Consider the following 25875-nt stretch of genomic DNA (forward strand, 5'->3'; position numbering starts at 1 on the left):
TCGTGATGGCAGGACAATAAACAGTCAAAAAGAAAGGGCATCGATCGCTGATCGGTGCCCTTTTTTGTTGCGCGATATCGATAATTATTCGTTTTTTTGCCCCGAATGCGACGCCAGTCGTTCAAGCGATTTTCTAAGGCGGGGGTTGTCCGTATCGCGGGCGCATTCACGAAGCTGAGAAGCTGCTGCTTCCGGAAGCTCTCGAACTCGAGTGTCGGGAGTATAGGCAGGCCGGATAGGGCGAACCTTGAAGGTCAGGCCTGAAAGATCACGAAAGGCGGGAAGCTGTCGCAGCAGGGTCAGCAGCCGCTGTCGTTCAAAGCGCAGCCACGTTAGCCAGACGGCTCGATCCGTCATCAGCGTCAGATGACCCTCGTGATAGCCGCCGACACGCACGTGATCCTTTAGTTCTTCGGGCAGCGCATTGAGAAGGTGTTCCTGGGCTTCAAGAAGAATCCCTGCCGTGTGGATCAACGGCGCCATGGAACCACGGGTGCGTAACAATTGCCCCACGGGCTGGGCGCGTACTCCTTTACCCTTTATACTCATGGCCCTGCCGCGCGATCATTAAGGATGGCGCCAATTTATCACGGCTGATCCTCAGATTGACAGCATGACCCATCCCGCTCGTACATTCCGTCTGCCACGGGGCTTCAGGACCCGGTGGTGGCTGGCCGGCCTCCTGATTGGCTGTCTTTTGCCAATGGGCATGGCCGATGCTCGTCTTGATGGCACGGCTGCTCAACTGATTCGGATCTGCTTTCATTCGCCAGAGCATATTCGCGCCGAGTCTCGTCGTCGCTACCGTCTCAGACGCCTGGTATTGCGCTTTTGGTGCCTGCCGGTGACGCTGCTTTGTATCGCGTGCACAGTGTTGCCCGTTCGGCCCTGGATCGGCATGCCAACGGGTCATGACGTGCTGTCGCGCCGCGGCCCGCCTTCGACGTGTCGTTGAATTTGATAAATGACATGACACGACGACACAGGATAAAGAGATGCTGAATACGCTGTTACGCAAGATGGTCGGCAGCAAGAACGACCGTGAAGTCAGACGCTTACGCAAGGCCGTTACAAAAATCAATGCGCTGGAAGAGTCCGTCAGCGCTCTTGATGATCAGGCACTGCAGCAGCAGACCGCCCGGTTTCGCGAGCGCCTCGCCGGCGGCGAGGCGCTCGACAAGCTGCTGCCTGAAGCCTTTGCCACCGTGCGTGAAGCGACTCAACGCGTCATGGGCATGCGCCAGTTCGACGTTCAGATGATTGGCGGCATGGCGCTTAACGAGGGCCGTATTGCCGAGATGAAAACCGGCGAGGGCAAAACGCTGGTGGCCACGCTCGCGGTTTATCTTAATGCGCTGCCCGGGCTGGGTGTGCACGTGGTCACGGTCAACGACTACCTGGCGCGACGTGATGCCGATTGGATGCGCCCGCTGTATGAATTTCTGGGTCTGTCCGTGGGCGTTATCTACTCCGGGCAACAGCCGCGGGACAAGCGCAATGCCTATGCCTGCGACATCACCTATGGCACCAACAACGAATACGGCTTTGATTATCTGCGCGATAACATGGCCTTTTCACAAAACGAAAAGGTCCAGCGCCGGCTCAACTACGCCATCATCGATGAGGTCGACTCGATCCTGATTGACGAGGCGCGCACGCCGCTGATCATTTCAGGGCCCGTGGATGAAAACGTCGATATCTATCGCACCATCCATCAGCTGGTGGCACCGCTTGCGCCCTGCGAGGATTCCGAAGATCCCGAAACCGGCGATTTCATCATCGATGAAAAGCAAAAGCAGATCGAACTGACCGAGCGCGGCCACAACGAGATCGAAAACATTCTTCGTCAGGCAAACCTTTTGCCCGACGAAGACTCGCTTTACGCTGCGCACAATCTCGGCCTGCTGCACCACGTCAGCGCCGCGCTCAGGGCCAAGCATCTTTTCCATCGTGACGTGGATTACGTGGTCGACAAGGGTGAGGTCATCATCGTCGATGAGCACACCGGGCGTACCATGCACGGACGGCGCTGGTCGGAAGGTCTTCACCAGGCCGTCGAGGCCAAGGAAAACGTGGAAGTTCAAAAGGAGAGTCAGACACTGGCCTCCACGACCTTCCAGAATTACTTCCGTCTCTACGACAAGCTCTCGGGCATGACCGGTACGGCCGATACCGAAGCCTTCGAGTTTCGTGAAATCTATGATCTGGACGTACTGGTCATCCCGACCAACAAGCCGCGAGCGCGAAAGGACCTCAACGACCTGGTCTTCATGACGACCCAGGAAAAGTTCGAGGCCATCATTGAAGACATCAAGGTGAAGCAGGCTGAAGGCCGGCCGGTTCTGGTCGGTACGGCCTCGATCGAAAGCTCCGAGGTGCTCTCGGAGATGATGCGCAAGCAGCAGCTGGCTCACAACGTGCTCAACGCCAAGCAGCACGATCGAGAAGCAGAGATCATCGCTCAGGCCGGCCGTCCGGCATCGGTGACCATCGCGACCAATATGGCCGGCCGTGGTACCGACATCATGCTCGGCGGTAACTGGGAGTCCGAGGTGGCCGCGCTCGATCAACCGAACGATGCCGCCATTGAGGCCGTCAGGGTCGAATGGAGAAAGCGTCATGACGCGGTCATCGAGGCGGGCGGTCTGCACGTGATCGGTACCGAACGTCATGAATCACGACGTATCGACAATCAGCTGCGCGGACGTTCCGGCCGTCAGGGTGACCCGGGCTCCACCCGCTTTTTCCTGTCGCTGGAAGACAACCTGATGCGCCTGTTCGGTTCCGAGCGCGTGCAGAAGATGATGGGCGTACTGGGGCTTGAAAAGGGCGAGGCCATCGAGCACAAGATGGTCAGCAACGCCGTGGAGCGCGCCCAGCGCAAGGTCGAAGGTCGCAACTTCGACATGCGCAAGCAGCTGCTGGAATATGATGACGTGGCCAACGATCAGCGTCGCGTTGTCTATGAGCAGCGCGATGAGATTCTGGCGTCGGACAACGTTTCCGACAACGTCCAGGGGCTGCGTGTCGAAATGCTGGATCACGCCATCTCAAGCTACGTGCCACCTCAGAGTCTGGCCGAACAGTGGGATCTGTCCGGTCTTGAAGAGCATCTGCGTCAGGAGTTCAACCTTGAGGCACCGGTGACGACATGGGCGCGCGAGGACGAGAACTTTCACGAAGAGATGCTGCGCGAACGTCTCCATGAGCAGCTGCGTCAGGCTTGGGCGAAAAAAGAGGAAAGCGTGGGTGACGAGACCATGCGCCGCTTTGAAAAGCAGGTCATGCTCCAGGTGCTGGATACCCGCTGGAAGGAGCACCTTCAGTCGATGGATCACCTGCGTCGCGGTATCCATCTGCGGGGTTATGCGCAGAAAAACCCCAAGCAGGAATACAAGCGCGAGTCCTTCGAGCTGTTTCAGACGCTTTTGCACAACATCAAATCCGATGTGGTGCGCATTCTCAGTCACGTTCAGGTGCGCCAGCAGGCGGACCCCGAAACGCTTGAGCGCGAGCGTCGGGAAAATCTGGAGCGTGAACAGCAGGCCAGCGAGATGACGCGCACCGATGTGGCTCATGAGGATGTGCCGGCGCCGGAAGTCAGCGAAGAAGCCGTCGCTGCGGCCGAGGCCGTGCAAAATCCCACCGTACGCCGTGAGGAACCAAAGGTCGGGCGTAACGATATCTGTCCGTGCGGCTCGGGCAAAAAGTACAAGCACTGTCACGGCAGTCTCGACAGGTAATTACTGGCAGAGCCGCGCTGCCCGGCTGCCGTTTGGGTGCCGGGTAGACAACATGAACAGCAAAGGGCAATGGTCATGGCCGTAGGTAACGCGCATTTTCCCGATATGCCTCGCATCGAGGGGCTGCGACTGGGCACTGCCCGGGCCGGTATCAAAAAAGCAGATCGACGTGATCTGGTCATTTTTGAACTGGCTGAAGGCAGTCATGTGGCCGCCACTTTTACCCGCAATGCCTTTTGCGCTGCGCCTGTGCACGTGGCGCGGCGGCATCTGGCAGACGGCGCGCCGCGCTATCTTCTGATCAATACCGGCAATGCCAATGCCGGTACCGGAGAGCCGGGCATGCAGGACGCTCTGGCCTGCTGTGCGGCGCTTGCCGAACGAACCGGTCAGCTACCGGAGCAGGTATTGCCCTTTTCTACCGGTGTCATCGGAGAACCGCTGCCGGTCGAGCGGATACGCAATGGCCTGGATGAGGCGCTGACCTCGCTGGATGAGACGCAGTGGCAGGCCGCGGCTGAAGGTATCATGACCACCGATACGCGCCCCAAGGGGGCAACGCGTACAATCACGATCGATGGTCAGCCGGTTACCATCAACGGCATTTCCAAGGGCGCCGGGATGATCTGTCCCAACATGGCGACCATGCTGGCCTTTGTGGCCACCGATGCCGCAATCAAGCATGACACGCTGCAGACACTGCTGCGCAACAGTGTCGATCGCAGCTTTAATCGCATCACCATCGATTCCGACACGTCCACCAACGATGCCTGCACGCTGGTGGCCACGGGGCGTGGGGCGGCTCTTGAGAGTGACGAGGCGCTGGCGCAGTTTGCCATGGCGCTGGATGACGTATTGCTGACGCTGGCTCAGGCCATCGTGCGCGATGGTGAAGGGGCCACCAAATTCGTCACGGTCACTATTGAAGAGGCGGCCAGCGTTGATGAAGCGCTGGCGGTGGCTTTCAGCGTTGCTCACTCGCCGCTGGTCAAGACCGCACTTTATGCCAGCGATGCCAACTGGGGGCGTCTACTGATGGCGGTCGGCAAGGTACCTATCAGTGATTTTGATGTCAGCCAGGTGGCAATCGACATCAATGGCGTCACCATTGCCCGCCAGGGAGGCCGCGCCCAGGAGTACCGCGAAGAAGCCGGTGCGGCCGTCATGGCCGAAGAAGAGATCATTATCACGATTTACCTGGGGCGTGGTACCTCGCGAGAGCAGGTCTGGACATCGGATCTTTCCCATGACTATGTCTCCATCAACGCCGATTACCGCAGCTGACGCGCACCACGAGTGCACTGACGCCATTAAGCCTTGGGGTGGCAGCGCCGTGCCATCCCCTTTACCGATTGATATTCACGCATCATGAAAGGTCATGACAGCATGCCGAAAAGAAGGGTACATGTCGCCGCTGCGGCCATTTTCAACGATCAGGGCCAGGTACTGATTGCACGGCGGCCGTCGATTGCCGATCAGGGCGGACTGTGGGAATTCCCCGGCGGCAAGCTGGCCCCTTACGAAACCGGGCTTGAAGCGCTGCGCCGTGAGCTGCGCGAAGAGCTTGGCATCAGCATCCAGCGCGCCCAGCCGCTGATTCGTGTGCATCATGAGTATCCCGACAAGCATATTCTGCTCGATGTCTGGGAAACGCACGATTTCGAGGGCGAGCCCTGGGGCCGTGAAGGCCAGGCCGTACGCTGGGTCAATCCCGGTGATCTGGGCCGCTATGCCTTCCCCGCGGCCAACGGCCCCATTATTCGCGCCGTCATTTTGCCCCATGATTATCTGATCACGGGAGAGGCCGACGATGAGGCAGCGTTTGATCGCCGGCTTGAGCGCGCGCTGGTAGAAGATGACATCAAGCTGGTACAGCTGCGTGCCCATGATCTTGATGAGAGTGCTTACCGAGCCCGCGCCGAGCGAGCGCTGGTAAAGTGCCGCGAGCATGGCGCGTCACTGATTCTCAACTGCTCGCTGGAAACCTTCAGGGCCGTGGGGGCCGACGGGCTGCATCTGCCCAGTCGTGAACTGATGGCACTGACGCACCGGCCCGTCGAAGAGGACAAGTGGCTGGCGGCTTCCACGCACAATGACGAGCAGCTTGCGCAGGCTCAGCGACTCGGCTGTGACTTCGTAACGCTGTCGCCGGTGCGTGAAACGCCCAGCCATCCGGGTGCCATTACCATCGGCTGGCACGATCTGCAGCAGATGGTTGAAGAGGTCACCATGCCGGTATACGCCCTGGGCGGCACCTCGCGTGACGATGGTGACCGGGCGCGTGCCGTGGGGGCGCAGGGGGTTGCCTCGATACGTGAGTTCTGGCGCTGATCGGATCCTTTGCGCAAAAAAGGGCCACCCCGCCGGGGTGGCCCTTTTGCGTTCATGGATGACCGGCGCGCGGTCGGTGGACAGAGGCGGCTAGTCGCCGCGCTCGATACGGTTCATGAGCTCGTCAAGGCTGGCATCGTCCATGGCGGGCTCGCCGGCAATGCGGTGCGACTCGTCGGCCCAGGCGCCCAGGTCAAGCGTCTTGCAGCGTTGGGAGCAAAACGGGCGCCAGGGGTTGTCACTGGTCCAGTAAAGTCGCTTGCTGCACTGAGGGCAGGGCACTACGGGGGTCTGGCTCTTATCATTCATGGGCGTTGTACTGACTGGCAAGCTGGCGATAAAAAAGATCAAGCCGGTCGATTCGGGCATCGACGACGTGAAAGCTGCCGACATTGTCGATAACGTCGTCGGCGCTGGCAAGTCGCCGATTGCGGGACATCTGGGCATCCACGATCGCGCGTGCCTGCACCTCGGACACGCCGTCGCGCTCGCAGGTCCTTCGGATCTGCTCCTGTGGCGGCACATCAATGACCAGAATCCGGTTGACCAGCTGATGCTGATCGGTCTCCAGCAGCAGCGGTGACACCAAAAGGGCATAGGGCCCTGTCAGGGTTTCAAGACGCTGTATCAGCCTTTCGCGAATACGCGGATGCGTGATGGCCTCAAGGTCGTGGCGGGCGCTGGCATCATCAAAAATGATCTGGCGCAGGGCAGCCCGGTTGAGCTCGCCCTGCTCGGTCATGACAGCGTCGCCAAAGCGCTCGCGAATGTCTGCCAGCGCGGGCTCACCCGGCATGACCACCTCGCGGGCCAGATGATCCACATCAACCCAGCCCGCGCCGCGCCGCGCGAAAGCCTCGGCAATGGTGGTCTTGCCGGCGGCGATGCCCCCGGTCAGGCCGATAATCAGCATGAAAGCTCCCACAGATAATCGTTGTAATGCCCGGGGGCGAAAAGTGTGTGCATGATGACTGGATTCAGGAAAGGCCAATGGCGGCGTAATATAGTCCGATTACCCTATCACCTCCCAGCAGCACCAGCATGCCCGCCGCACTCAGGAAGGGGCCAAAGGGCATGGGCGCGCCTCGCAGGCGAGGCAGAAACAGCTGCAGCACAATACCGATAACGGCGCCGGTCGTGGCCGAGAGGACCAGAATCAGAGGCAGGGTCTGCCAGCCACACCAGGCGCCCAGCGCGGCCAGCAGCTTGAAATCGCCTCTGCCCAGCCCCTCCTTGCCCGTGGCAAGTTTGAAAAACCAGTAAAACCCCCAGGCAATGATGTAGCCGACCGCAGCACCCGCAACGGCTTCGGCCAGTCTGTCAGAGTGATTCGCCAGCTGGTACAGCAGCCCGCCCCACAGCAAAGGCAGGGTCAGCACATCCGGCAGCAGCATCGTGCGCCAGTCAATGACGGCCAGCGCCAGCAGCGTCAGGCAGGCAAGCGCCAGCGCAAGGCCGGTCAGCGTCAAACCATGGTGCCACACGACCCAGAGCACCAGCGAAAGGCTTCCCGCCTCGACCAGCGGGTACTGCACGCTGATGCGACATCGACACTGTGCGCAGCGCCCGCGGCGTTTGAAATATCCCACCAGCGGCAGATTGTCGTGCCAGGCAATGGCGGCATCGCATTCCGGGCAGCGAGAGCGCGGTACCAGCAGGTTGCATCTCGTCTGAGTAGGCGGCGTCAGGGTCAGTATCTGATGCGCCTCTCGGGTCCACTGCTGTGACAGCATCACGGGCAGCCGGGCAATCACAACATTGAGAAAGCTTCCCAGCGCCAGCGCCAGCAGCGCCACGATGGACAGCAAAAGGGGGTCGGTCATGTCGAGGCTCCTATATGGCGCTGCCGAGATCAAACACGGGCAGATACATCGAGACCACCACCCCACCGACCAGGGCGCCGAGTACCACGATAATCAAGGGTTCCATCAGGGTGGTCAGTGTATCGACCCGGCTTTCGACCTCGGCGTCATAAAAATCGGCGACCCGATTCAGCATGGATTCCAGCGCGCCGGACTCCTCACCGATGGCGACCATCTGAACGGCCATGGAGGTGAAAAGACCGGTAGTGCGCATGGCAAAATGAAGCTGCTGACCGGCGCTGACGTCCTGACGAACCCGCTCGATGGCCTGCTCGAACACCAGATTACCGCAGACGCCGCCGGCCGTTTCCAGCGCCGACATCAGAGGGACGCCGGCGGCAAAGGTCGTGGCCAGCGTTCTGGAAAAACGTGCGATGGCAGCCCGTTCAATGACCGGCCCGATGATCGGAAGCCTGAGCACCAGTCGGCTGGCCTGAAATGCCAGTGCCGGTGAGCGTTTCAGCATGCGGCGTGTGACCCACCCGATGGCCATGGCTGCCAGCAAAACCTGCCACCAGAGTCGCTGGGCGGCTTCCGACAGCGCAATGGTGATTCGGGTCGGGGCCGGCAGTTCGGCACCAAAGCTTGCGAACATGCTTTCAAACTGCGGCACGACCTTGATCAACAAAAGGGCCGTTACCCCGATGCCCACGGCCACTACGGCGGCAGGGTAATACAGCGCCTTGCGAACGCGTGCCCTGAGATGATCAAGACGCTCCTTGTTGGTAGCCACACGATCAAGCATGCGATCAAGGGCGCCGGCCTGTTCGCCGGCCTCGATCAGATGGACGAACAGCTGATCAATATGGCGCGGGTGCGCCGCCAGTGCCCGGGAAAAGCTCATGCCGCTGGAAACGTCATGCTTGAGCGTTTCGATGAAATGGCGCAGCGCCGGGCGATTGGTGCCACTGGCGACCGACTCCAGAGACTGCAGCAGCGGCACGCCGGCACGGATCATGGTGGCCATCTGCCGGGCAAACAGCGTGATGTCCTGCCCCCGGATGCGATGCCCCATGCCGGGCAGGGAGCGCTTGCGGATCAGCCGGGTCACGATAATGCCCTGCGACGAGAGCTGGCGGCGAATATCGTACTCGCTGACGCCGTGCATCTCGCCTCTGACCCGCTCGCCGCGGGCGTTTTTGCCCAGCCAGCGAAAGGTAGTGGCCTCGCCTGAAGAGGTGGATGAGCGTTTTGGCAGGGCAGAAGCGGCCATAATGATGATTACTCCTGAATGATCCGGTTGAGCTCTTCCAGCGTGGTCAGCCCTGCCAGTACCTTGTGGAGGCCGCTGCGGCGCAGGTCGTGATGGCCTTCGCGCTTTGCCTGCTCCGCCAGTGCCATGGCGCCGGCGTCCTGCATGATCAGTTGGCTCATGGTCGATGAGATCGGCACCATTTCGTAGATGCCTACGCGCCCGCGAAAGCCGTGAGTACAGTGTTCACAGCCCACCGCCTGATACAGCGTGGCCCGGTCGATTTCATCGTCTTCAAGGCCCTGATGCTTGAGTACGTCACGAGGCAGGGTCACCGGCTGGCGGCAGCGTTCGCACAGTCGGCGCGCCAGTCGCTGAGCGATGATCAAACTGATGGACGTGGCAATGTTGAACCCGGCCACGCCCATGTTGCCCAGTCGGGTCAGGGTTTCGGCGGCCGAATTGGTGTGCAGCGTTGACAGCACCAGATGACCGGTCTGGGCGGCCTTGATCGCCACTTCTGCCGTTTCCAGATCGCGAATCTCGCCCACCATCACCACGTCGGGGTCCTGACGCAAAAAGGCGCGCAGGGCGGCGGCGAAGTCAAACCCGATGTTGGGGCGCACGTTGACCTGGTTGATGCCTTCAAGCTTGATTTCGACCGGATCCTCGGCCGTGGCAATGTTGCGCGCCTCGGTATTGAGCAGATTGAGCGCAGTATAAAGCGTGACGGTCTTGCCGCTGCCGGTCGGGCCGGTAGCCAGAATCATGCCCTGAGGGCGGGCGATGGCCTGCTCGAAGACGCTGCGCTGCGCCGGCGTAAAGCCCAGCGCATCGATCCCCATGCGCGCGCTGTTCGGGTCCAGCAGGCGCATGACGATCTTTTCGCCAAACAGCGTCGGCAGGGTGTTGACGCGAAACTCGACGTGGCGCCCTGCCGACAGCTTCAGGCGCAGGCTGCCATCCTGAGGCAGGCGCCGCTCGGAGATATCGAGCTTTGCCATCACCTTGATGCGTGCCGCAATGCGCTGACGAAGCTGTGCCGGTGGGCGCGAGGCTTCCATGAGAATGCCGTCGATGCGAAAGCGAATGCGAAAGCTCTCATCGAAAGGCTCGAAATGAATATCCGAGGCGCCGCGGCGAATGCCATCGAGCAGGATCTGCTTGACGAAGCGCACCACCGGGGCGTCGTCACTGGACTGAAAGGAGGCGTCCTCGTCGTGATCCTTGAGATCGCCTTCTTCGAGCGCCAGGGTCTCGATGGCGTTCTGGCCTTCCAGTAGCGCCAGTGCCCCTTCACCGTGTATTTCCAGATACTGCTCGAGCCTGGCGGCGAGTTGATCGGCCGGTGCCAGCACACCCTCCACGCTCATGCCGATGGCGAACTGAAGCTCATCCAGCACGGGTAGCCGGGAAGGGTCATCCACCGCCACGGTCAAGCAGCGCTCTTCACGTATTAAAGGCAGGGCGCCCAGCCGGCGGATCATGGCTTCCGGCAGGCCCTGCAGCGGCGGCAGGCGTGCTACGGCAATGGCGTCCAGATCGACGCAGCCGAGTCCGAAGGCCCAGCCGGCACTCTGGATCGCATCGTGCTGTGACACCCCGGTCTCTTCAATGATCAGCCTGAGCAGCGCGCGCTTTTCCCGGTGGGCCTGCTGCTCAAGTGCCAGGGCCTGATCGGCTTCCAGCAGGCCATCCTCGACCAGCTGATGGGCGAGGCTTCGCAAGGGGTTGGCAGAGAGCTGAGTAAGGGCATCCGACATGCACGCGAGTCCATAGGATCAAAGGAAGAGGTGACTTGCCTCACGTTATCGGCGGGCGTTCATTTCTCTAAAGTTCCCGGCGCGTTTGTCGTTAAGGGCTGTGCGTCATCCAGCAGCAGGGCGCAAAATATACCGTTATCCTGCCCATCAAGCGGGAACACATGCATTTAATTGAAAGGGACACGTCAATGGCAGGCAGGCAGGGTGGTTTTACGTTGATCGAGCTGATGATCGTGGTCGCCATCATCGGTGTACTGGCGGCCATTGCCGTGCCGCGCTATCAGGACTATGTGGCAAGGTCCGAGGCGGCGACAGGACTTGCTTCACTAAGGGGATATCAGACGGCAGTTGAGGAAAAAGTACTGACAGGTCGTACAGTTGATGAAACAGAACTGGGCATCAATAACAGCGTTGATGGTGATGCATTGGGTAAAATTTCTATTACTGGTTCCACAGACAGCACCAAGCGAACCGGTGCTGTCACCATGACTTATACTTTTGTATCGGGCGCCAATAATGGCAACCGGATTGATTTAACTCGTAGTGAAAAGGGCGACTGGAGTTGCAAGACGAACGTTCCTGAGGCAAATCGTCCCAAAGGTTGCACAGCTGCATTAACTTAACAATTTTCAAAAAGCCGGCCTCGCGCCGGCTTTTGTTTTTATCCGCCTTCCCGGCTGCACCACCTTTCCCGAACCGCTATAGTAGCGCGCACCTGTTGATCATTCTGGATGCAATGCATGCTGCGCCTGCCGCTTTTCCGTAACCCGGCCGGAATGGGCCCCATTCTGCGTATCCTGGCCATGCTGCTGCTGGTCCTGTCGATTTTCATGCTGATCCCTCTGTTTCTGCTGATGATCGAGCGCGACGGTCAGATGTGGCCGTTTCTCTGGGCCTTTGCAGTCACCTTCGGTACGGCCGTCGGGGTGATACTGCTGACCTGGGGGGTGCAGATCGAGCTGCGCCCGCGACAGATGTTTATCCTGACCACCTCCAGCTGGGTAGTGATGTCGGCCTTTTCCAGCCTGCCCATGCAGTTCGGGGCGCCGCGCCTGTCGATGGCCGATGCGGTGTTCGAGTCGGTCTCGGCCATTACGACCACCGGGGCGACAGTGCTGGTGGGCATCGAGCATCTCTCCGATGGCCTCAAGCTCTGGCGCGGCCTGATGCAGTGGGTCGGCGGGGTCGGGATCATCGTTATGGCGATCGCGGTACTGCCGTTTTTGCGCGTGGGCGGCATGCGCCTTTTTCAGACCGAGTCCTCCGACTGGTCGGACAAGGTACTGCCCCGTGCCGGCACGGTCGCCAAGGCGATCGGGCTGGTGTATGTCGGTTTCACGATCGTTTCGATCATCAGTTACTGGCTGGCCGGTATGCTGCCGCTGGACGCCGTGGTACACGGCATGACTTCGGTCGCCACAGGTGGTTTTGCCAACTACGACGCCTCCTTCGGTCAGTACGCCGACAATCCCGTCATTCTCTGGTTGAGCATTCTCTCCATGCTGACCGGGGCGCTGCCCTTTGTGCTCTACATTCGCATGGCGCGCGAGCGCTCGGGCGTGCTCTGGAAGGATCAGCAGGTTAGGGGGCTGTTGGCACTGCTGGTGGTGGTCATCGCATTGCTGACCCTGTATCGGGTGGTACGCGGCATGGAGTTTTTCGATGCGCTCACGCAGGTGGCCTTCAACGTGGTCTCGGTGGTCACGACCACCGGCTATGCCACGGATGACTATACGGTATGGGGCCCGCTGTCGGCGGCGGCCTTTTTCTATCTGACTTTCGTGGGCGGCTGTTCCGGGTCGACCAGCGGGGGCATGAAGGTGTTTCGCTTTCAGGTGGGGTTGATCATGCTGGTCAATCAGCTGCGCTATCTGGTACATGCCAACGGGGTTTTTGTGCAGCGCTATAACGGACGTGTGCTGACCGAGGATCAGATCCGTGGCGTTATCGCCTTTTCGTTTTTCTTTTTCTTTACCGTCGCGGTGCTGGCGCTGGGCCTGTCGCTGATGGGGCTGGATCTGATTACGGCGCTTTCCGGTGCCGCGTCGGCTGTGGCCAACGTCGGTCCGGGCATCGGTGACGTGATCGGCCCGGCGGGCAACTTTGCGCCGCTGCCGGATGCGGCCAAGTGGATGCTGAGCATCGGCATGCTGATGGGGCGTCTGGAAATCCTGACCGTGCTGGTGCTTTTGACACCGACCTTCTGGCGTAAGTAGCCAATCCCGTCTCGCGCCCTCGATACAGGGCGCGCCCCTGAACCCTGCCGGCTCGGGCGCCCTCCAGCCTGGTGCTAGAGCGGCTCGCGGCCGGCCCGGTTGAGCACGGGGTTGGCGTACTGACACAGCCACCAGGGGCGAAGCTCTTCGGGCACCTGTTCAAGGCGCTTTTTGAAGGTCTGTCGATCCGCCGGTGTGATATCGCGGGTGTCGACAAGCTCCGGGGCGTGGCCGGTGGCTTCCAGCGCCAGATAGTGGCTGGGAAAGAGCGTGTAGTTTTCCAGTACCTGGCGGTCAATTTCCTGGGCGGCGCTGTCGTAGCTGCCCTGATCGTTCCCGAGCGGCGTACCAAACACCAGCCTGACACGCCCCTTGTCCCCGGTAATGCCGGCAGCGATGGAGAGAATGTCTTCGTAGGCGATCTTTTCATAGGCCACGCCGTCGTTGCGCGCCTTGAGCTCGCGTGCCTTTTGCTGATCGCAGGGATCGAATTCGTAGCTGATCGACACCGGCACGATCCGCAGCTCGGCAATAGTGTCGCTGACCGGGGCGTCCTTGTCCTTCATGCGCCGGGCCATGCCCAGCATCTTGACGATCGCGCTGTCGGTGCGATCCACGCCGTTTTTGGCCCGGCCTTCGCGCTGGGCCAGCCAGATCGGATGGTTGTCTTCAACAATGGAGTGGCGAATGTAGTTGGACAGCTGCTGATAGGCGGCCAGCATCGCCCGCTTGCCGCGCGCCGAACGGGGCACGATAAAGCTCTTGTTGAGCCGCATGAGATCGGTCACGTAGGGCTTTTGCAGCAGATTGTCGCCAATGGCGATGCGCACGGTGCTGCGCCCGCTGTGATAGAGCGCGTAATTGACAAACGCCGGGTCAAGGGCAATGTCGCGGTGGTTGCCGATGAAAAGATAGGCCCTTTGATGATCCAGATGCTCCAGACCCTCCACGCTGAAGGTGCTGGTCGTGTTCTGGATCATGCGCGCCATGTAATGGGAAATGTGATTTTGAAAATCACCGACCGTGTGGATGTTGCGCACGGCACGCTTGAGCCCGTGACGTGCCAGCGCGCGTGCCACGCGTGGCGCATAACGGGCCAGTCGGGGCAGCCGGTAACGCGTAATGGTGTCAATGAATTCATCATTGCGGACCAGCCGGGCCAGCGTCGTGACCACTTCATCGTCGTTGTAGGGACGAATGGCTTCGAAGTCGTTCGCAGGTGGCAGCGCATCCGGGGCGGCGGGCATCTCGTTGTCCGGGTCGTCCGACGTCTGATTCATGGTGATGCAGGGGCCGTTGTCGCTTCGCCACCCAGCCACTGCATCAGCCGCTCGGCAGTGTCACCCAGCACATGGGCCATGAGCGCGAACTCGGTCTCCATCTGCAGGACGGGGTCGTCACCGCTTTCGGTGTCGTCGATCTCCTTGAGCACGGCATCGGCAAAGCGGATCGATTTGATCGACATGTCTTCCTGGAGTACCAGCGACATCTGCTCTTCGATGTTCAGTGCCAGCTTGCTGGCCTGGCGGCCCACATCCAGTGACATGCGCACCTCTTCACCGTCCGGGTCGATGCTGCGGGCACGCAGGATGCCGTCATCGCCCTTGGCGCGAAGCTCGATCTGATCGCCCAGTACCATGCCTTCAGGGCGGGTGGCCGGGTCGGTCAGCCAGGTGGTCATGGTACGTCCGGCCGGCGTTTGCGGTGCCAGCGGAATCACCTTGAGCGAGCCGAGCGATTCACGCAGCACGTCGAGGATCTCCTCGGCGCGTTTGGCGCTCGAGGCATTGATACCGATCAGTCCGCGCTTTGTATCCCACCACAGATCCGTGCGCGTGGTGCGGGTAAAGGCGCGTGGCAGCAGCTCCTCGACAATGCGCTCCTTGAGCGCCAGCTTGTCTCGTCGGCCGGGCGGATAGCCCTGCTGCGCGGTCAATGCCTCGACACGCTCCTCGAGCGTTTCCTTGACCACGGCGCTGGGCAACAGCCGCTCCTGACGCAACAGCGTCATCAGCCGATGGCCCTGAACTTCATGCACCAGTTGGTTGCCATGGCGTCCGGCGGGCGCTGTCCAGCCCACGCGCCGGGCCTGAGTCTCGGTTACCGGTTGAAAGCGGTAGGTGTCGAGGGCTTGGGTGAGCTGATCCAGTGACCAGTCGTGCTCATCGAGCAGGCGATAAAGTTGTAAATGCTTGAACCACATAGCGTCCTTTCCTTGAAGGCGCACATTATGTCGAATGGCAGGCGCGGGTGCCAGCGCTGGCATGTCCTGATGACGTACTCCTGGACTATCCGACAAGGACAGACGTTCGTACCAGGCGTGACAGGGCCTTTGTTGGCAGGTGCCTGAATCACCGCCGGATTGCATCACTGTCTGCCGGAGAGCGGTGGGGCTGTGGTACAATCCGGGCCAACCAATTGGATCATTCGTGCGCGATCACGTGTGCGTCGTGATTGCATTACGGGTGTTCGCGTCTGAACGCTCCCCGGCCCCTGCGGCCGGGGCGTTCAGGCAGCAGGGCTTCTTGAACAGGACCAGGATTTGACGACCCATGGGTGAGATCGCCAGAGAGATTCTGCCAGTCAATATCGAGGACGAGCTGAAGCAGTCGTACCTTGATTACGCGATGAGCGTCATCATCGGTCGAGCGCTGCCCGATGTCAGGGACGGGCTCAAGCCGGTACACCGCCGCGTGCTGTATGCCATGCATGAACTGCGCAACGACTGGAACAAGTCCTATCTGAAATCGGCGCGTGTTGTCGGTGATGTCATCGGTAAGTATCACCCGCACGGTGACAGCGCCGTGTACGACACCATCGTGCGCATGGCCCAGGACTTCTCCATGCGCTACATGCTGGTGGATGGACAGGGCAACTTCGGCTCGATCGACGGCGATAGTGCCGCCGCCATGCGTTATACCGAAGTGCGCATGGCACGACTGTCGCATGAGCTGCTCTCGGATCTGGAAAAGGACACGGTCGACTGGGTCGACAACTATGACGGCACCGAGCGTATTCCCGAGGTGCTGCCAACGCGTGTTCCCAATCTGCTGGTCAACGGTGCCTCCGGCATTGCAGTGGGCATGGCGACCAACGTGCCGCCGCACAACATGGGCGAGGTCATCGACGGCTGTCTGGCGCTGATCGAGGACCATACGCTTAGCGTTGATGAGCTGATGGAGTATATCCCCGGCCCGGACTTTCCGACCGCCGGCATCATTAACGGTCGTGCCGGCATTCTGGACGCCTATCGTACCGGTCGCGGCCGCATTCACGTGCGCGCCCGTCATACCGTCGAGCACGATGAGCGTACCGGCCGCGATCATATCGTCGTGACCGAGCTTCCCTACCAGGTCAACAAGGCGCGTCTGATCGAAAAGATCGCCGAGCTGGTCAAGGAAAAGCGCATCGAAGGTATCGCCGAGCTGCGCGATGAGTCCGACAAGGACGGCCTGCGTGTTGTCATCGAGACCCGCCGCGGCGAGTCCGGCGATGTGGTGGTCAACAACCTCTTTTCCCAGACCCAGCTTGAGACCGTGTTCGGGATCAACGTAGTGGCGCTGGAAGGCGGCCAGCCCAAAACGCTCAATCTCAAGCAGCTGCTGGAAGCCTTTGTTCGCCATCGCCGTGAGGTGGTGACCCGTCGCACGCTCTATGAGCTGAAAAAGGCAAAAGAGCGTGGCCACATTCTTGAAGGCCTGACGGTTGCAATCTCCAACATTGATGAAGTGATCGAGCTGATCAAGGCCTCGCCCAATGCGGCCGAGGCGAAGGAAAAGCTGATCGCGCGTGATTGGCAGCCGGGCCAGGTCATCGACATGCTGGACCGCGCCGGCGCCACGTCCTGCAAGCCCGACGACATCGAAGAGAGCTGTGGTCTGTCGGACGACCGCGGCCGCTACCAGCTCTCTGCCGCTCAGGCCCAGGCCATTCTGGAGTTGCGTCTGCACCGTTTGACCGGGCTTGAGACCGAAAAGCTGCTCGATGAGTACAAGGGCATTCTTGATACCATCGCCGAGCTGACCCGGATTCTTTCCTCCGCCGATCGTCTGATGGAAGTGATTCGCGAAGAGCTGGAAGCCGTACGCGATCAGTACCGCGACAAGCGGCGCACCGAGATTCAGAACAGCCGTCGTGATCTCACGATGGAGGATCTGATCGCGGCCGAGGACATGGTGGTCACCATTTCCCGCAGCGGCTATGCCAAGACCCAGCCGCTGTCCGACTATCAGGCCCAGAAGCGTGGCGGACGCGGCAAGTCGGCGACCAGCATGAAGGATGAGGACGTCATCGAACATCTGCTGGTGGCCTCGACCCATGACACCGTGCTGCTGTTCTCCGATCGCGGCAAGGTCTACTGGCTCAAGGTCTACGAGATGCCACAGGCTTCGCGCGGCTCGCGTGGCCGACCGCTGGTCAATCTGCTGTCGCTGGATGAAGGCGAGTGGATCACCGCGATCCTGCCGGTAAAAGAGTATCGCGACGACAGCTACATCTTCTTTGCTACCGCCAACGGCACGGTCAAGCGTACGACGCTGGATCAGTTCTCGCGTCCGCGCAGTGCCGGTCTGATCGCGCTGGATCTGGATGAAGGCGATCGTCTGGTAGGTGCTGCCATTACGTCGGGCAGCGATCATGCCATTTTGCTGTCCTCCAACGGCAAGGCGATCCGCTTTGACGAAAACGACGTGCGCGCCATGGGCCGTACGGCGCGTGGTGTGCGCGGCATGCGTTTGTTGGGCGATGCCCGTGTCATCAGCCTGATCATTCCCAGCACGACGACCATCGATGACAGCGCCGACGATGAAACCGAAGTGGAAGCCAGTCAGATCAGCGAAGGTCAGTGCTATATCCTGACGGCGTCGATCAACGGCTACGGCAAGCGAACCCGGCTCGAGGAGTTCCCGCTGCGCGGACGAGGCGGTCAGGGTGTGATTGCCATGCAGACCACGGCCCGTAACGGCGCGCTGGTCGCCGCCATCCAGGTGGGTGAAAGCGACGAGATGATGATGATCTCCGATCGCGGCACGCTGGTCCGTACTCGTGTCAGCGAGGTCTCCATCAGTTCGCGTAACACTCAGGGCGTCACCCTGATTCGTACCGTCAAGGGCGAAAGCCTGGTGTCCACGGTGCGTCTTGACGAGCTGGAAGCCGAGGATGACGCGCTGGTCGAGGATGACGAGGCCCTGACCGAAGAGACCGGACAGGCCCCGGACACCCTTGATGACGGCGATGCCGAGTCGGCACGCGAAGACTAGAACCATCGGCGCCTTTCATGGAAAGGCGCCGTTATTTTTTCAAGCCTGTCGAGACCTGACATGACCCGACATTTCAACTTCTGTTCCGGCCCAGCCACGCTGCCCACCGCCGTGCTTGAACGTGCACGTGATGAGATGCTCGATTTTGAAGGACGTGGCCTTTCCGTCATGGAAATGAGCCATCGCAGTGACGCCTTTATTTCTGTGGCAGAACGCGCCGAGGCCAATCTGCGTGAGTTGATGCAGGTGCCGGACAATTACAGCGTGCTGTTTATGCAGGGTGGGGCCACGCAGCAGTTCGGGTGTGTGCCGTTTAACCTGCTGGGGCAGGGCGGTCGTGGCAACTATCTGGATACCGGTATCTGGTCGCAGAAAGCGCTGAAGGAAGGCCGGCATCTGAGCGAAGCGCATCTGGTAGCCTCGGCCGAGAGCAACGGTTATACCGCCGTGCCCGGTCAGGAGGCACTTGCGCTGTCCAGTGATGCCGCCTATCTGCACTACTGTGACAACGAAACCATCGGCGGGCTGCAGATGGATTACGTGCCACAAGTCGAGGCGCCGCTGGTCTGTGACATGTCCTCCTCGATTCTGTCGCGTTCGGTGGATGTCTCGAAATTCGGCGTGATCTATGCCGGGGCGCAGAAAAATATCGGTCCGGCCGGCATTGTCATTGTGATCGTGCGCAATGACCTGCTGGATCGCGCTCGTCGGGAAACGCCGTCCATGCTCAACTGGAAGTCGTTTGCCGACAACGGATCCATGCTCAATACGCCGGCGACCTATGCCTGGTATCTCTCGGGGCTGGTCTTTGAGTGGCTCAAGGCCCAGGGCGGGGTAGATGCCATCGAGAAGATTAACCGTCGCAAGGCGCAAAAGCTTTATGACGCCATCGATACCAGCGGCTTTTATTCCAATCCGATCGCTGCGGCCAACCGTTCACTGACCAATGTGCCTTTCGTACTCGGTGATGAGTCGCTCAACAAAACGTTTCTTGCCGAATCCGAAGCCGCGGGTCTTTTGACGCTCAAGGGACATCGCAGCGTGGGCGGTATGCGTGCCAGCCTTTATAACGCCATGCCGGAAGAGGGCGTTGATCGACTGGTGTCCTTCATGCAGGACTTTGAACGTCGCTACGGGTAGAACACATGACGGATCAGCCTTCATCCCATGACAACAGCGGTCAGGACGTGGACCTTGGCGCCCTGCGCGATCGTATCGATACGCTGGATCAGCAGATTCTTGATCTGATCAGCGAGCGTGCGGCCTGTGCCCAGCAGGTGGCACACGTCAAGCTCGCCGAAGACCCCGAGGCACTGTTTTATCGCCCCGAGCGCGAAGCTCAGGTCCTCAAGCGCATCATGGCGCTTAATCAGGGGCCGCTGCCCGGCGAGGAGATGGCGCGCCTGTTCCGGGAAATCATGTCGGCGTGTCTGGCGCTGGAAAAACCGGTACGGGCCGCCTATCTCGGCCCGGAAGGGACTTTCACCCAGCAGGCGGCGCTCAAGCATTTTGGCGATAGTGCCATCTGCATGCCGCTGCCGGCCATTGATGAAGTGTTTCGTGAGGTGGAAGCCGGTGCGGCCCATTACGGCGTGGTGCCGGTAGAGAACTCGACCGAAGGCGTGGTCAACCATACGCTGGACTCCTTCATGGATACGTCACTGCGTATCTGTGGCGAGGTGGTGCTGCGCATTCATCACCATCTGCTGGTGGGCAGCAACACGCGTCGGGACAAGGTGTCGCGCATTTATTCCCATTCGCAGTCACTGGCGCAGTGTCGCAAGTGGCTGGATGCCCACTATCCGCATGCCGAGCGTGTGGCCGTTTCCTCCAACGCCGAAGCGGCGCGCCGGGTCAAAAGCGAGTGGCACACCGCGGCCATTGCCGGTGACATGGCGGCACGGCTTTACGGCCTTGAGCGCCTCGAGGAAAAGATCGAGGACATGCCGGACAACTCGACGCGCTTTTTGATCATCGGCAATCACGATGTGCCGCAAAGCGGTGAAGACAAGACGTCGCTGGTGGCCTCCATGCGCAACCAGCCCGGTGCCCTGCACGACCTGCTTGAACCCTTCCATCGCCATCACGTTGACATGACGCGCCTAGAGAGCCGGCCTTCACGGCACGGTCTCTGGAACTATGTCTTCTTTATCGATTTCAAGGGGCATCAGGAGGAGCAGCGGGTGCAGGCCGCGCTTGAAGAAGTGCGGCTGCGCGCCGCCGATGTCCGGGTGCTGGGGTCCTATCCGGTGGGTGTGCTTTGAGCGAGCAGGGCATTTCGAAGCCGCCGTCCGTGTTGTCAGAGGAGTCCGGTATCCTGGTGGTCGGGCTGGGGTTGATCGGTGGTTCGCTGCTGGCGGCTCTGCGTGATGCCGGTTATGCCGGGCGCTGCTATGGCGTTGACCTCAATCCCAATGAGGTCTCGCTGGGGCGGCGCATGGGGCTGATCGATGACGGCGGCCCGGACGCGGCGGCCTTTTTGCCGCACGTCTCACTGATTGTGCTAGCCGTGCCGGTCATGGCCATTGCACCGGTCATGGCGCAGCTGAGCCGGCTGCGCCGTCATGGTCAGGTCGTCACCGATGTGGGCAGCACCAAAACGGCCATTCGTGACCAGATCCGGGCGGCGTTGGGTCGGGTGCCGAGCTGGCTGGTGCTGGGGCATCCCATTGCCGGCGCCGAAAAAAGCGGCGTCGAGGCGGCCAATCCGACGCTTTATCAGCGTCATCGCGTTATCGTCACGCCCGAAGCCGATACCGACCCGGAAGCGCTGCGTCGCATCGAGTGTCTGTGGCGTACCTGTGGCGCCTACATCGAACGATTGACGGTCGAGCGCCACGATGAGGTGCTGGCCCGTACCAGCCACCTGCCGCACCTGCTGGCCTTTTCACTGGTCGATACGCTGGCACGTCAGGACGACCGACTGGATATCTTTCGCTACGCCGCCGGCGGCTTTCGTGATTTTACCCGCATCGCCGGTAGTGATCCGGTCATGTGGCGCGACATTTACCTTGCCAATCGGGAAGCTGTCCTTGAGGCGCTTGCCGAGTTCGAAGCCGGCGTCACCGAGCTTCGCACTGCCGTGGCAGACAGTGACGGCGATGCCATGCTGGGCATCTTTTCCCGCGCGAGCCACGCGCGTCATTATTTCGACAGATTACTCAGCCAGAAGAGCTATCAGGTCATGGAAACCAGAAACGTTATGTACCGTGCAAGCGCCGGCGGTCAGGTCAGGGGCAGCATTCGCGTGCCCGGCGACAAGTCGATGTCGCATCGCTCCATCATGCTGGGTGCGCTGGCCGAAGGCGTCACGACCGTCGAGGGCTTTCTCGAAGGCGAGGACAGCCTCGCCACGCTTCAGGCCTTTCGTGAAATGGGCGTGGGGATTGAAGGCCCCCAGGCCGGTCGTGTGGTCATCCACGGTGTCGGCCTTTACGGGCTGAAGCAGCCGAAAGGGGCGCTGTATCTGGGCAACTCCGGTACCAGCATGCGTCTGTTTGCCGGGCTCATGGCCGGCCAGGCATTTGACGTTACCCTGACCGGAGATGATTCTCTCAATCGTCGCCCGATGGGGCGTGTGGCTGACCCGCTGCGGCTGATGGGCGCTGTCATCGATACCGGAGAAGGCGGGCGGCCGCCGCTGACCGTGCGCGGTGGCCAGCGCCTGGCCGGTATCGATTACGATCTTCCCATGGCCAGTGCCCAGGTCAAGTCGTGCCTGCTGCTGGCCGGCATGTACGCCACCGGGGATACCCGGGTACGTGAGCCGGCGCCGACCCGCGATCACACCGAGCGCATGCTCACCGCTTTTGGCTACCCGGTCACGCGTCACGAGGACGTCGCTCACATTGAAGGCGGCGGCAGCCTCACGGGCGGGTTTATCGACGTGCCGGCAGATATCTCCTCGGCAGCCTTCTTTCTGGTCGCGGCGTCCATTACTCCGGGCGCGGATCTGACGCTTGAGCATGTCGGGATCAATCCGACCCGCATCGGCGTCATTAATATCCTTCGCGAGATGGGCGCCAGCATCGAGCTGCTCAACGAGCGCAAGGTCAGCGGCGAGCCGGTCGCTGATATTCGCGTGCGCCACGCCGAGCTTCACGGCATCGATATTCCGGCCGATCAAGTGCCGCTGGCCATTGACGAGTTTCCGGTCCTCTTTATCGCCGCTGCCAATGCGCGCGGTACCACGCGCCTGCGCGACGCGCTGGAGCTGCGGGTCAAGGAGTCCGATCGCATCAAGGCCATGGCCGACGGCCTTGACGTGCTGGGCGTGGTCAATACCGTAGTGGAGGACGGTATCGATATCGTGGGCGGTCGCTATCAGGGCGGAGAGGTCGAAAGCCTGGGTGATCACCGCATTGCCATGGCCTTTACAGTGGCTGCCCTGCGCGCTGAAGGGGATATCACCATCCTTGACTGCGCCAACGTGGCAACCTCGTTTCCCGATTTTCCTGCCCTGGCCGGTGACGTCGGCATGCAGGTCGAGGCCGTTTCGGAGGGCGCATGACTCAGCAAATCGAGACCGCCGTCATCGCCATTGATGGGCCGGGCGGCGCCGGCAAGGGCACCATCAGTCGTCTGGTGGCTCAGGATCTGGGCTGGCATCTGCTGGATTCCGGCGCGCTTTACCGTCTTACGGCGCTGGCGGCCATGCGTCGTGATATCGACATGACCGATGCCGCCGCACTTGAGTCGGTGGCACGTGAGCTGGATGTGGTTTTTGTCAGCGAGGGCGAGCATACGCGCATCATGCTGGAAGGCGAGGACGTCAGCACCGACATTCGCAATGAGCATGTAGGCGGGTGCGCCTCGCAGGTCGCATCGATTACCGGCGTACGTGATGCGCTACTGGCGCGTCAGCGCGAATTTGCCAAAATGCCGGGGCTGGTGGCCGATGGTCGTGACATGGGCACCGTGGTATTCCCCGACGCCCCGCTCAAGATCTTTTTGACCGCCAGTGCCGAGGAACGGGCAAGAAGACGCCATGATCAGTTGCGAGAGGCCGGGCAACATGCTAGCCTTTCGAGCCTTTTAAAGGAGATAGAGGCTCGGGACGCGCGTGACATGCAGCGAACGGTGGCGCCATTAAAGCCTGCCGAAGATGCGGTCACCATCGACACGACCGAGCTTTCGATCCCGGATGTCGTGGCACACATTGAAGCACTTCTCTCCCTGCGTGGTTTGAAAAGCCCGCAATGAGCGCCTGAATTTCCGGAGGCCCCGGCAAGACGTCATGGGGTGGCAGCGGTCAACACCTGTAAACCCTGCCACGTCTAACCAGCGTTAACGTCCCCGGGGAGTTTGTCATTGGCCCGCGCTTGCTGGTGGCGTGGAGAATGCAGCCGTCCTGGTTGCTTTTTGTTGATCACTATAGGAATACCATGAGCGAAAGCTTTGCAGAACTGTTTGAACAGTCTCTTCAGGACATCAACATGGAACCCGGTGCCATTGTCATGGCGACCGTGGTGGACATTGAAGGTGACTGGATCACTGTCAACGCCGGGCTGAAGTCCGAAGGGCAGATCCCTGCGGCACAGTTTCGTAGCGACAACGGTGAACTGACCATCAGTGTCGGCGATGAAGTCAAGGTTGCGCTGGAAGCCGTGGAAGACGGTTTCGGTGAGACGCGCCTGTCTCGCGAAAAGGCCAAGCGTGCCGAAGCCTGGAAGGAACTGGAAGCAGCCTTCGAGGAAAACGAAGTCGTCAAGGGCGTGATCAACGGAAAGGTCAAGGGCGGTTTCACCGTCGATGTCAATTCCATCCGTGCCTTCCTCCCGGGCTCGCTCGTCGATGTCCGTCCGGTTCGCGATACCGCGCACCTGGAGAACAAGGAACTCGACTTCAAGGTCATCAAGCTTGATGCGAAGCGCAACAACGTTGTCGTTTCCCGTCGTGCCGTGCTTGAAGCCGAAAACAGTGCCGAGCGTGAAGCGCTGCTCGCGACACTGCAGGAAGGCCAGCAGATCAATGGTATCGTCAAGAACCTGACCGATTACGGCGCTTTCGTTGATCTGGGCGGCGTTGACGGCCTGCTCCACATCACCGATATGGCCTGGAAGCGTATCAAGCATCCGAGCGAAATCGTGGCTGTCGGTGACGAGATCAATGTCAAGGTGCTGAAGTTTGACCGTGAGCGCAATCGCGTATCGCTGGGTCTCAAGCAGCTGGGCGAAGATCCGTGGGTCAACATCAAGAATCGTTATCCTGAAGGCACCAAGGTCAACGCACGCGTGACCAATCTGACCGACTACGGCTGCTTTGCCGAGCTGGAAGAGGGTGTTGAAGGTCTGGTTCACGTCTCCGAAATGGACTGGACCAACAAGAACATCCATCCATCCAAGGTGGTTCAGGTCGGTGACGATGTCGAAGTCATGGTGCTGGATATCGACGAAGAGCGTCGTCGTATTTCGCTGGGCATCAAGCAGTGCACGTCCAATCCGTGGGAAGACTTCAGCTCGCGCTTTGCCAAGGGCGACCGTGTCTCCGGTACCATCAAGTCGATCACCGACTTCGGTATCTTCATCGGTCTGGACGGCAGCATCGATGGTCTGGTGCACCTGTCCGACATCTCCTGGAACGAAACCGGTGAAGAAGCCGTTCGCCGCTATCGCAAGGGTGAAGAAGCAGAGGCTGTCATCCTGTCGATCGATCCGGAACGTGAGCGCATCTCGCTGGGTATCAAGCAGCTTGAAAGCGACCCGATGTCCGAGTATCTGGCCGTCAATGACAAGGGCGCGCTGGTATCCGGCCGTGTCACTGAAGTTGATGCCCGCGAAGCCTATGTCGAGCTGGCAACTGACGTCATCGCCGTGCTCAAGGCTGCCGAGATCAGCAATGACCGCGTTGAAGACGCCCGTACCGTGATCAATGAAGGCGATAGCGTTGAAGCACGCATCGTGGGCGTTGATCGCAAAAACCGCGTCATCAACCTGTCCATTCGCGCCAAGGATCAGGACGAGACGCGTCAGAACATGCGCAACATGCGTGAGCAGGAGACCGAGACTTCCGGTCCGACCACGATCGGTGACCTGATCAAGCAGCAGATGAATCAGGACTGATAACACGCCGGTAGCCGTCACTGGATGGCCATCGATGTATGTTCAGGCACATGAATGACCTTGTCGTCAGCAGGATCGATCCTGCTGGCGACAACGTTGAAATCACGGATTTAATCGCCCCTGATGATTCAGGGAGACGGAGGTAGCATGCAGGTCGTCAGCTCACTCAAGTCAGCCAAGACTCGCCACAAGGATTGCCAGGTCGTTAAGCGCCGCGGTCGCGTTTACGTTATCTGCAAGTCCAACCCGCGCTTCAAGGCCGTTCAGGGCCGTCCGAAGCCCAAGCGTTAATGCCGAAGGCATGATCGGATACCCTCGGGTATCGACGCGAAAAGGCCCCCGATGCATCATCGGGGGCCTTTTTTACGTCGTGCAATCAAAAGCGCCGAATAAAAAGGCCCATCCAGTGGATGGGCCTTTTTGCGCTCATGAGTCGATGAGGCTGACCA

At 60.4% G+C, this 25875-nt stretch carries 20 protein-coding genes; 12 read left to right on the forward strand and 8 right to left on the reverse strand.

What is annotated here, in order from left to right; translation table 11 throughout:
• Positions 1 to 84: 84 nt before the first annotated feature.
• Positions 85 to 513 (reverse strand): DUF721 domain-containing protein, encoded by a 429-nt coding sequence (locus ACXMYO_RS04080; RefSeq protein ID WP_457807889.1) that lies wholly within the window; start codon positions 511 to 513, stop codon positions 85 to 87.
• 482 nt (positions 514 to 995) lie between these two features.
• Between ACXMYO_RS04080 and secA the strand changes: the two genes are divergently transcribed.
• The 3 genes from secA (at position 996) to ACXMYO_RS04095 (ending at position 6074) form a co-directional block, all read left to right on the forward strand.
• Entirely contained in the window at positions 996 to 3743 is a 2748-nt protein-coding gene (secA, locus tag ACXMYO_RS04085; RefSeq protein WP_457807890.1) for a preprotein translocase subunit SecA, read from the forward strand.
• Positions 3744 to 3818: 75 nt separating this feature from the next.
• Complete coding sequence (gene argJ, locus ACXMYO_RS04090; protein WP_457807891.1) at positions 3819 to 5027, forward strand: bifunctional glutamate N-acetyltransferase/amino-acid acetyltransferase ArgJ; 1209 nt, start codon at positions 3819 to 3821, stop codon at positions 5025 to 5027.
• A 102-nt stretch (positions 5028 to 5129) separates the two neighbouring features.
• Positions 5130 to 6074, forward strand: coding sequence for a Nudix family hydrolase (locus ACXMYO_RS04095; protein WP_438767026.1), 945 nt, complete (start codon positions 5130 to 5132; stop codon positions 6072 to 6074).
• 90 nt (positions 6075 to 6164) lie between these two features.
• Here the strand turns inward: ACXMYO_RS04095 and ACXMYO_RS04100 are convergent, their stop codons facing one another.
• The 5 genes from ACXMYO_RS04100 to pilB all read right to left on the reverse strand — a co-directional run bounded on the left by ACXMYO_RS04100 (position 6165) and on the right by pilB (position 10891).
• Entirely contained in the window at positions 6165 to 6383 is a 219-nt protein-coding gene (locus ACXMYO_RS04100; protein ID WP_457807892.1) for a DNA gyrase inhibitor YacG, read from the reverse strand.
• Positions 6376 to 6987: a dephospho-CoA kinase gene (gene coaE / locus ACXMYO_RS04105; protein WP_457807893.1), complete on the reverse strand. Its 612-nt coding sequence runs from the start codon at positions 6985 to 6987 to the stop codon at positions 6376 to 6378. The genes ACXMYO_RS04100 and coaE overlap by 8 nt, the downstream gene beginning before the upstream one ends.
• A 64-nt stretch (positions 6988 to 7051) precedes the next feature.
• Positions 7052 to 7897, reverse strand: a complete 846-nt coding sequence (locus ACXMYO_RS04110; protein ID WP_457807894.1) for a prepilin peptidase — start codon at positions 7895 to 7897, stop codon at positions 7052 to 7054.
• A 10-nt stretch (positions 7898 to 7907) separates the two neighbouring features.
• A complete protein-coding gene (locus ACXMYO_RS04115; protein WP_457807895.1) occupies positions 7908 to 9149 on the reverse strand; it encodes a type II secretion system F family protein in 1242 nt (413 codons plus the stop codon).
• An 8-nt stretch (positions 9150 to 9157) separates the two neighbouring features.
• Entirely contained in the window at positions 9158 to 10891 is a 1734-nt protein-coding gene (gene pilB / locus ACXMYO_RS04120; protein ID WP_457807896.1) for a type IV-A pilus assembly ATPase PilB, read from the reverse strand.
• Between the two features lie 188 nt (positions 10892 to 11079).
• On the opposite strand from pilB, the gene ACXMYO_RS04125 reads away from it, so the two are divergent.
• Positions 11080 to 11514: a pilin gene (locus ACXMYO_RS04125; RefSeq protein WP_457807897.1), complete on the forward strand. Its 435-nt coding sequence runs from the start codon at positions 11080 to 11082 to the stop codon at positions 11512 to 11514.
• 108 nt (positions 11515 to 11622) lie between these two features.
• Complete coding sequence (locus ACXMYO_RS04130; RefSeq protein WP_438767040.1) at positions 11623 to 13107, forward strand: potassium transporter TrkG; 1485 nt, start codon at positions 11623 to 11625, stop codon at positions 13105 to 13107.
• A gap of 74 nt (positions 13108 to 13181) precedes the next feature.
• Here ACXMYO_RS04130 and ACXMYO_RS04135 read toward each other — a convergent pair whose 3' ends face one another.
• Complete coding sequence (locus tag ACXMYO_RS04135; RefSeq protein ID WP_457809471.1) at positions 13182 to 14354, reverse strand: 1-acyl-sn-glycerol-3-phosphate acyltransferase; 1173 nt, start codon at positions 14352 to 14354, stop codon at positions 13182 to 13184.
• A 29-nt stretch (positions 14355 to 14383) separates the two neighbouring features.
• Positions 14384 to 15310 (reverse strand): recombination-associated protein RdgC, encoded by a 927-nt coding sequence (locus ACXMYO_RS04140; RefSeq protein WP_457807898.1) that lies wholly within the window; start codon positions 15308 to 15310, stop codon positions 14384 to 14386.
• Positions 15311 to 15659: 349 nt separating this feature from the next.
• Between ACXMYO_RS04140 and gyrA the strand changes: the two genes are divergently transcribed.
• The 7 genes from gyrA to ykgO all read left to right on the forward strand — a co-directional run bounded on the left by gyrA (position 15660) and on the right by ykgO (position 25717).
• Entirely contained in the window at positions 15660 to 18365 is a 2706-nt protein-coding gene (gene gyrA / locus ACXMYO_RS04145) for a DNA gyrase subunit A (protein WP_457807899.1), read from the forward strand.
• 60 nt (positions 18366 to 18425) lie between these two features.
• Positions 18426 to 19505, forward strand: a complete 1080-nt coding sequence (gene serC / locus ACXMYO_RS04150) for a 3-phosphoserine/phosphohydroxythreonine transaminase (protein ID WP_457807900.1) — start codon at positions 18426 to 18428, stop codon at positions 19503 to 19505.
• A 5-nt stretch (positions 19506 to 19510) separates the two neighbouring features.
• Complete coding sequence (gene pheA / locus ACXMYO_RS04155; RefSeq protein ID WP_438767049.1) at positions 19511 to 20629, forward strand: prephenate dehydratase; 1119 nt, start codon at positions 19511 to 19513, stop codon at positions 20627 to 20629.
• The gene (locus tag ACXMYO_RS04160) at positions 20626 to 22875 is read left to right on the forward strand and encodes a bifunctional prephenate dehydrogenase/3-phosphoshikimate 1-carboxyvinyltransferase (RefSeq protein WP_457807901.1); all 2250 of its coding nucleotides are present in this window, start codon (positions 20626 to 20628) and stop codon (positions 22873 to 22875) included. The genes pheA and ACXMYO_RS04160 overlap by 4 nt, the downstream gene beginning before the upstream one ends.
• The gene (gene cmk, locus ACXMYO_RS04165; RefSeq protein WP_438767053.1) at positions 22872 to 23567 is read left to right on the forward strand and encodes a (d)CMP kinase; all 696 of its coding nucleotides are present in this window, start codon (positions 22872 to 22874) and stop codon (positions 23565 to 23567) included. The genes ACXMYO_RS04160 and cmk overlap by 4 nt, the downstream gene beginning before the upstream one ends.
• A 182-nt stretch (positions 23568 to 23749) precedes the next feature.
• The gene (rpsA, locus tag ACXMYO_RS04170) at positions 23750 to 25426 is read left to right on the forward strand and encodes a 30S ribosomal protein S1 (RefSeq protein ID WP_438767055.1); all 1677 of its coding nucleotides are present in this window, start codon (positions 23750 to 23752) and stop codon (positions 25424 to 25426) included.
• Positions 25427 to 25573: 147 nt separating this feature from the next.
• Positions 25574 to 25717: a type B 50S ribosomal protein L36 gene (gene ykgO / locus ACXMYO_RS04175; RefSeq protein WP_086901426.1), complete on the forward strand. Its 144-nt coding sequence runs from the start codon at positions 25574 to 25576 to the stop codon at positions 25715 to 25717.
• Positions 25718 to 25875 lie beyond the last annotated feature (158 nt).

This window comes from Kushneria sp. EE4 (assembly GCF_977968315.1).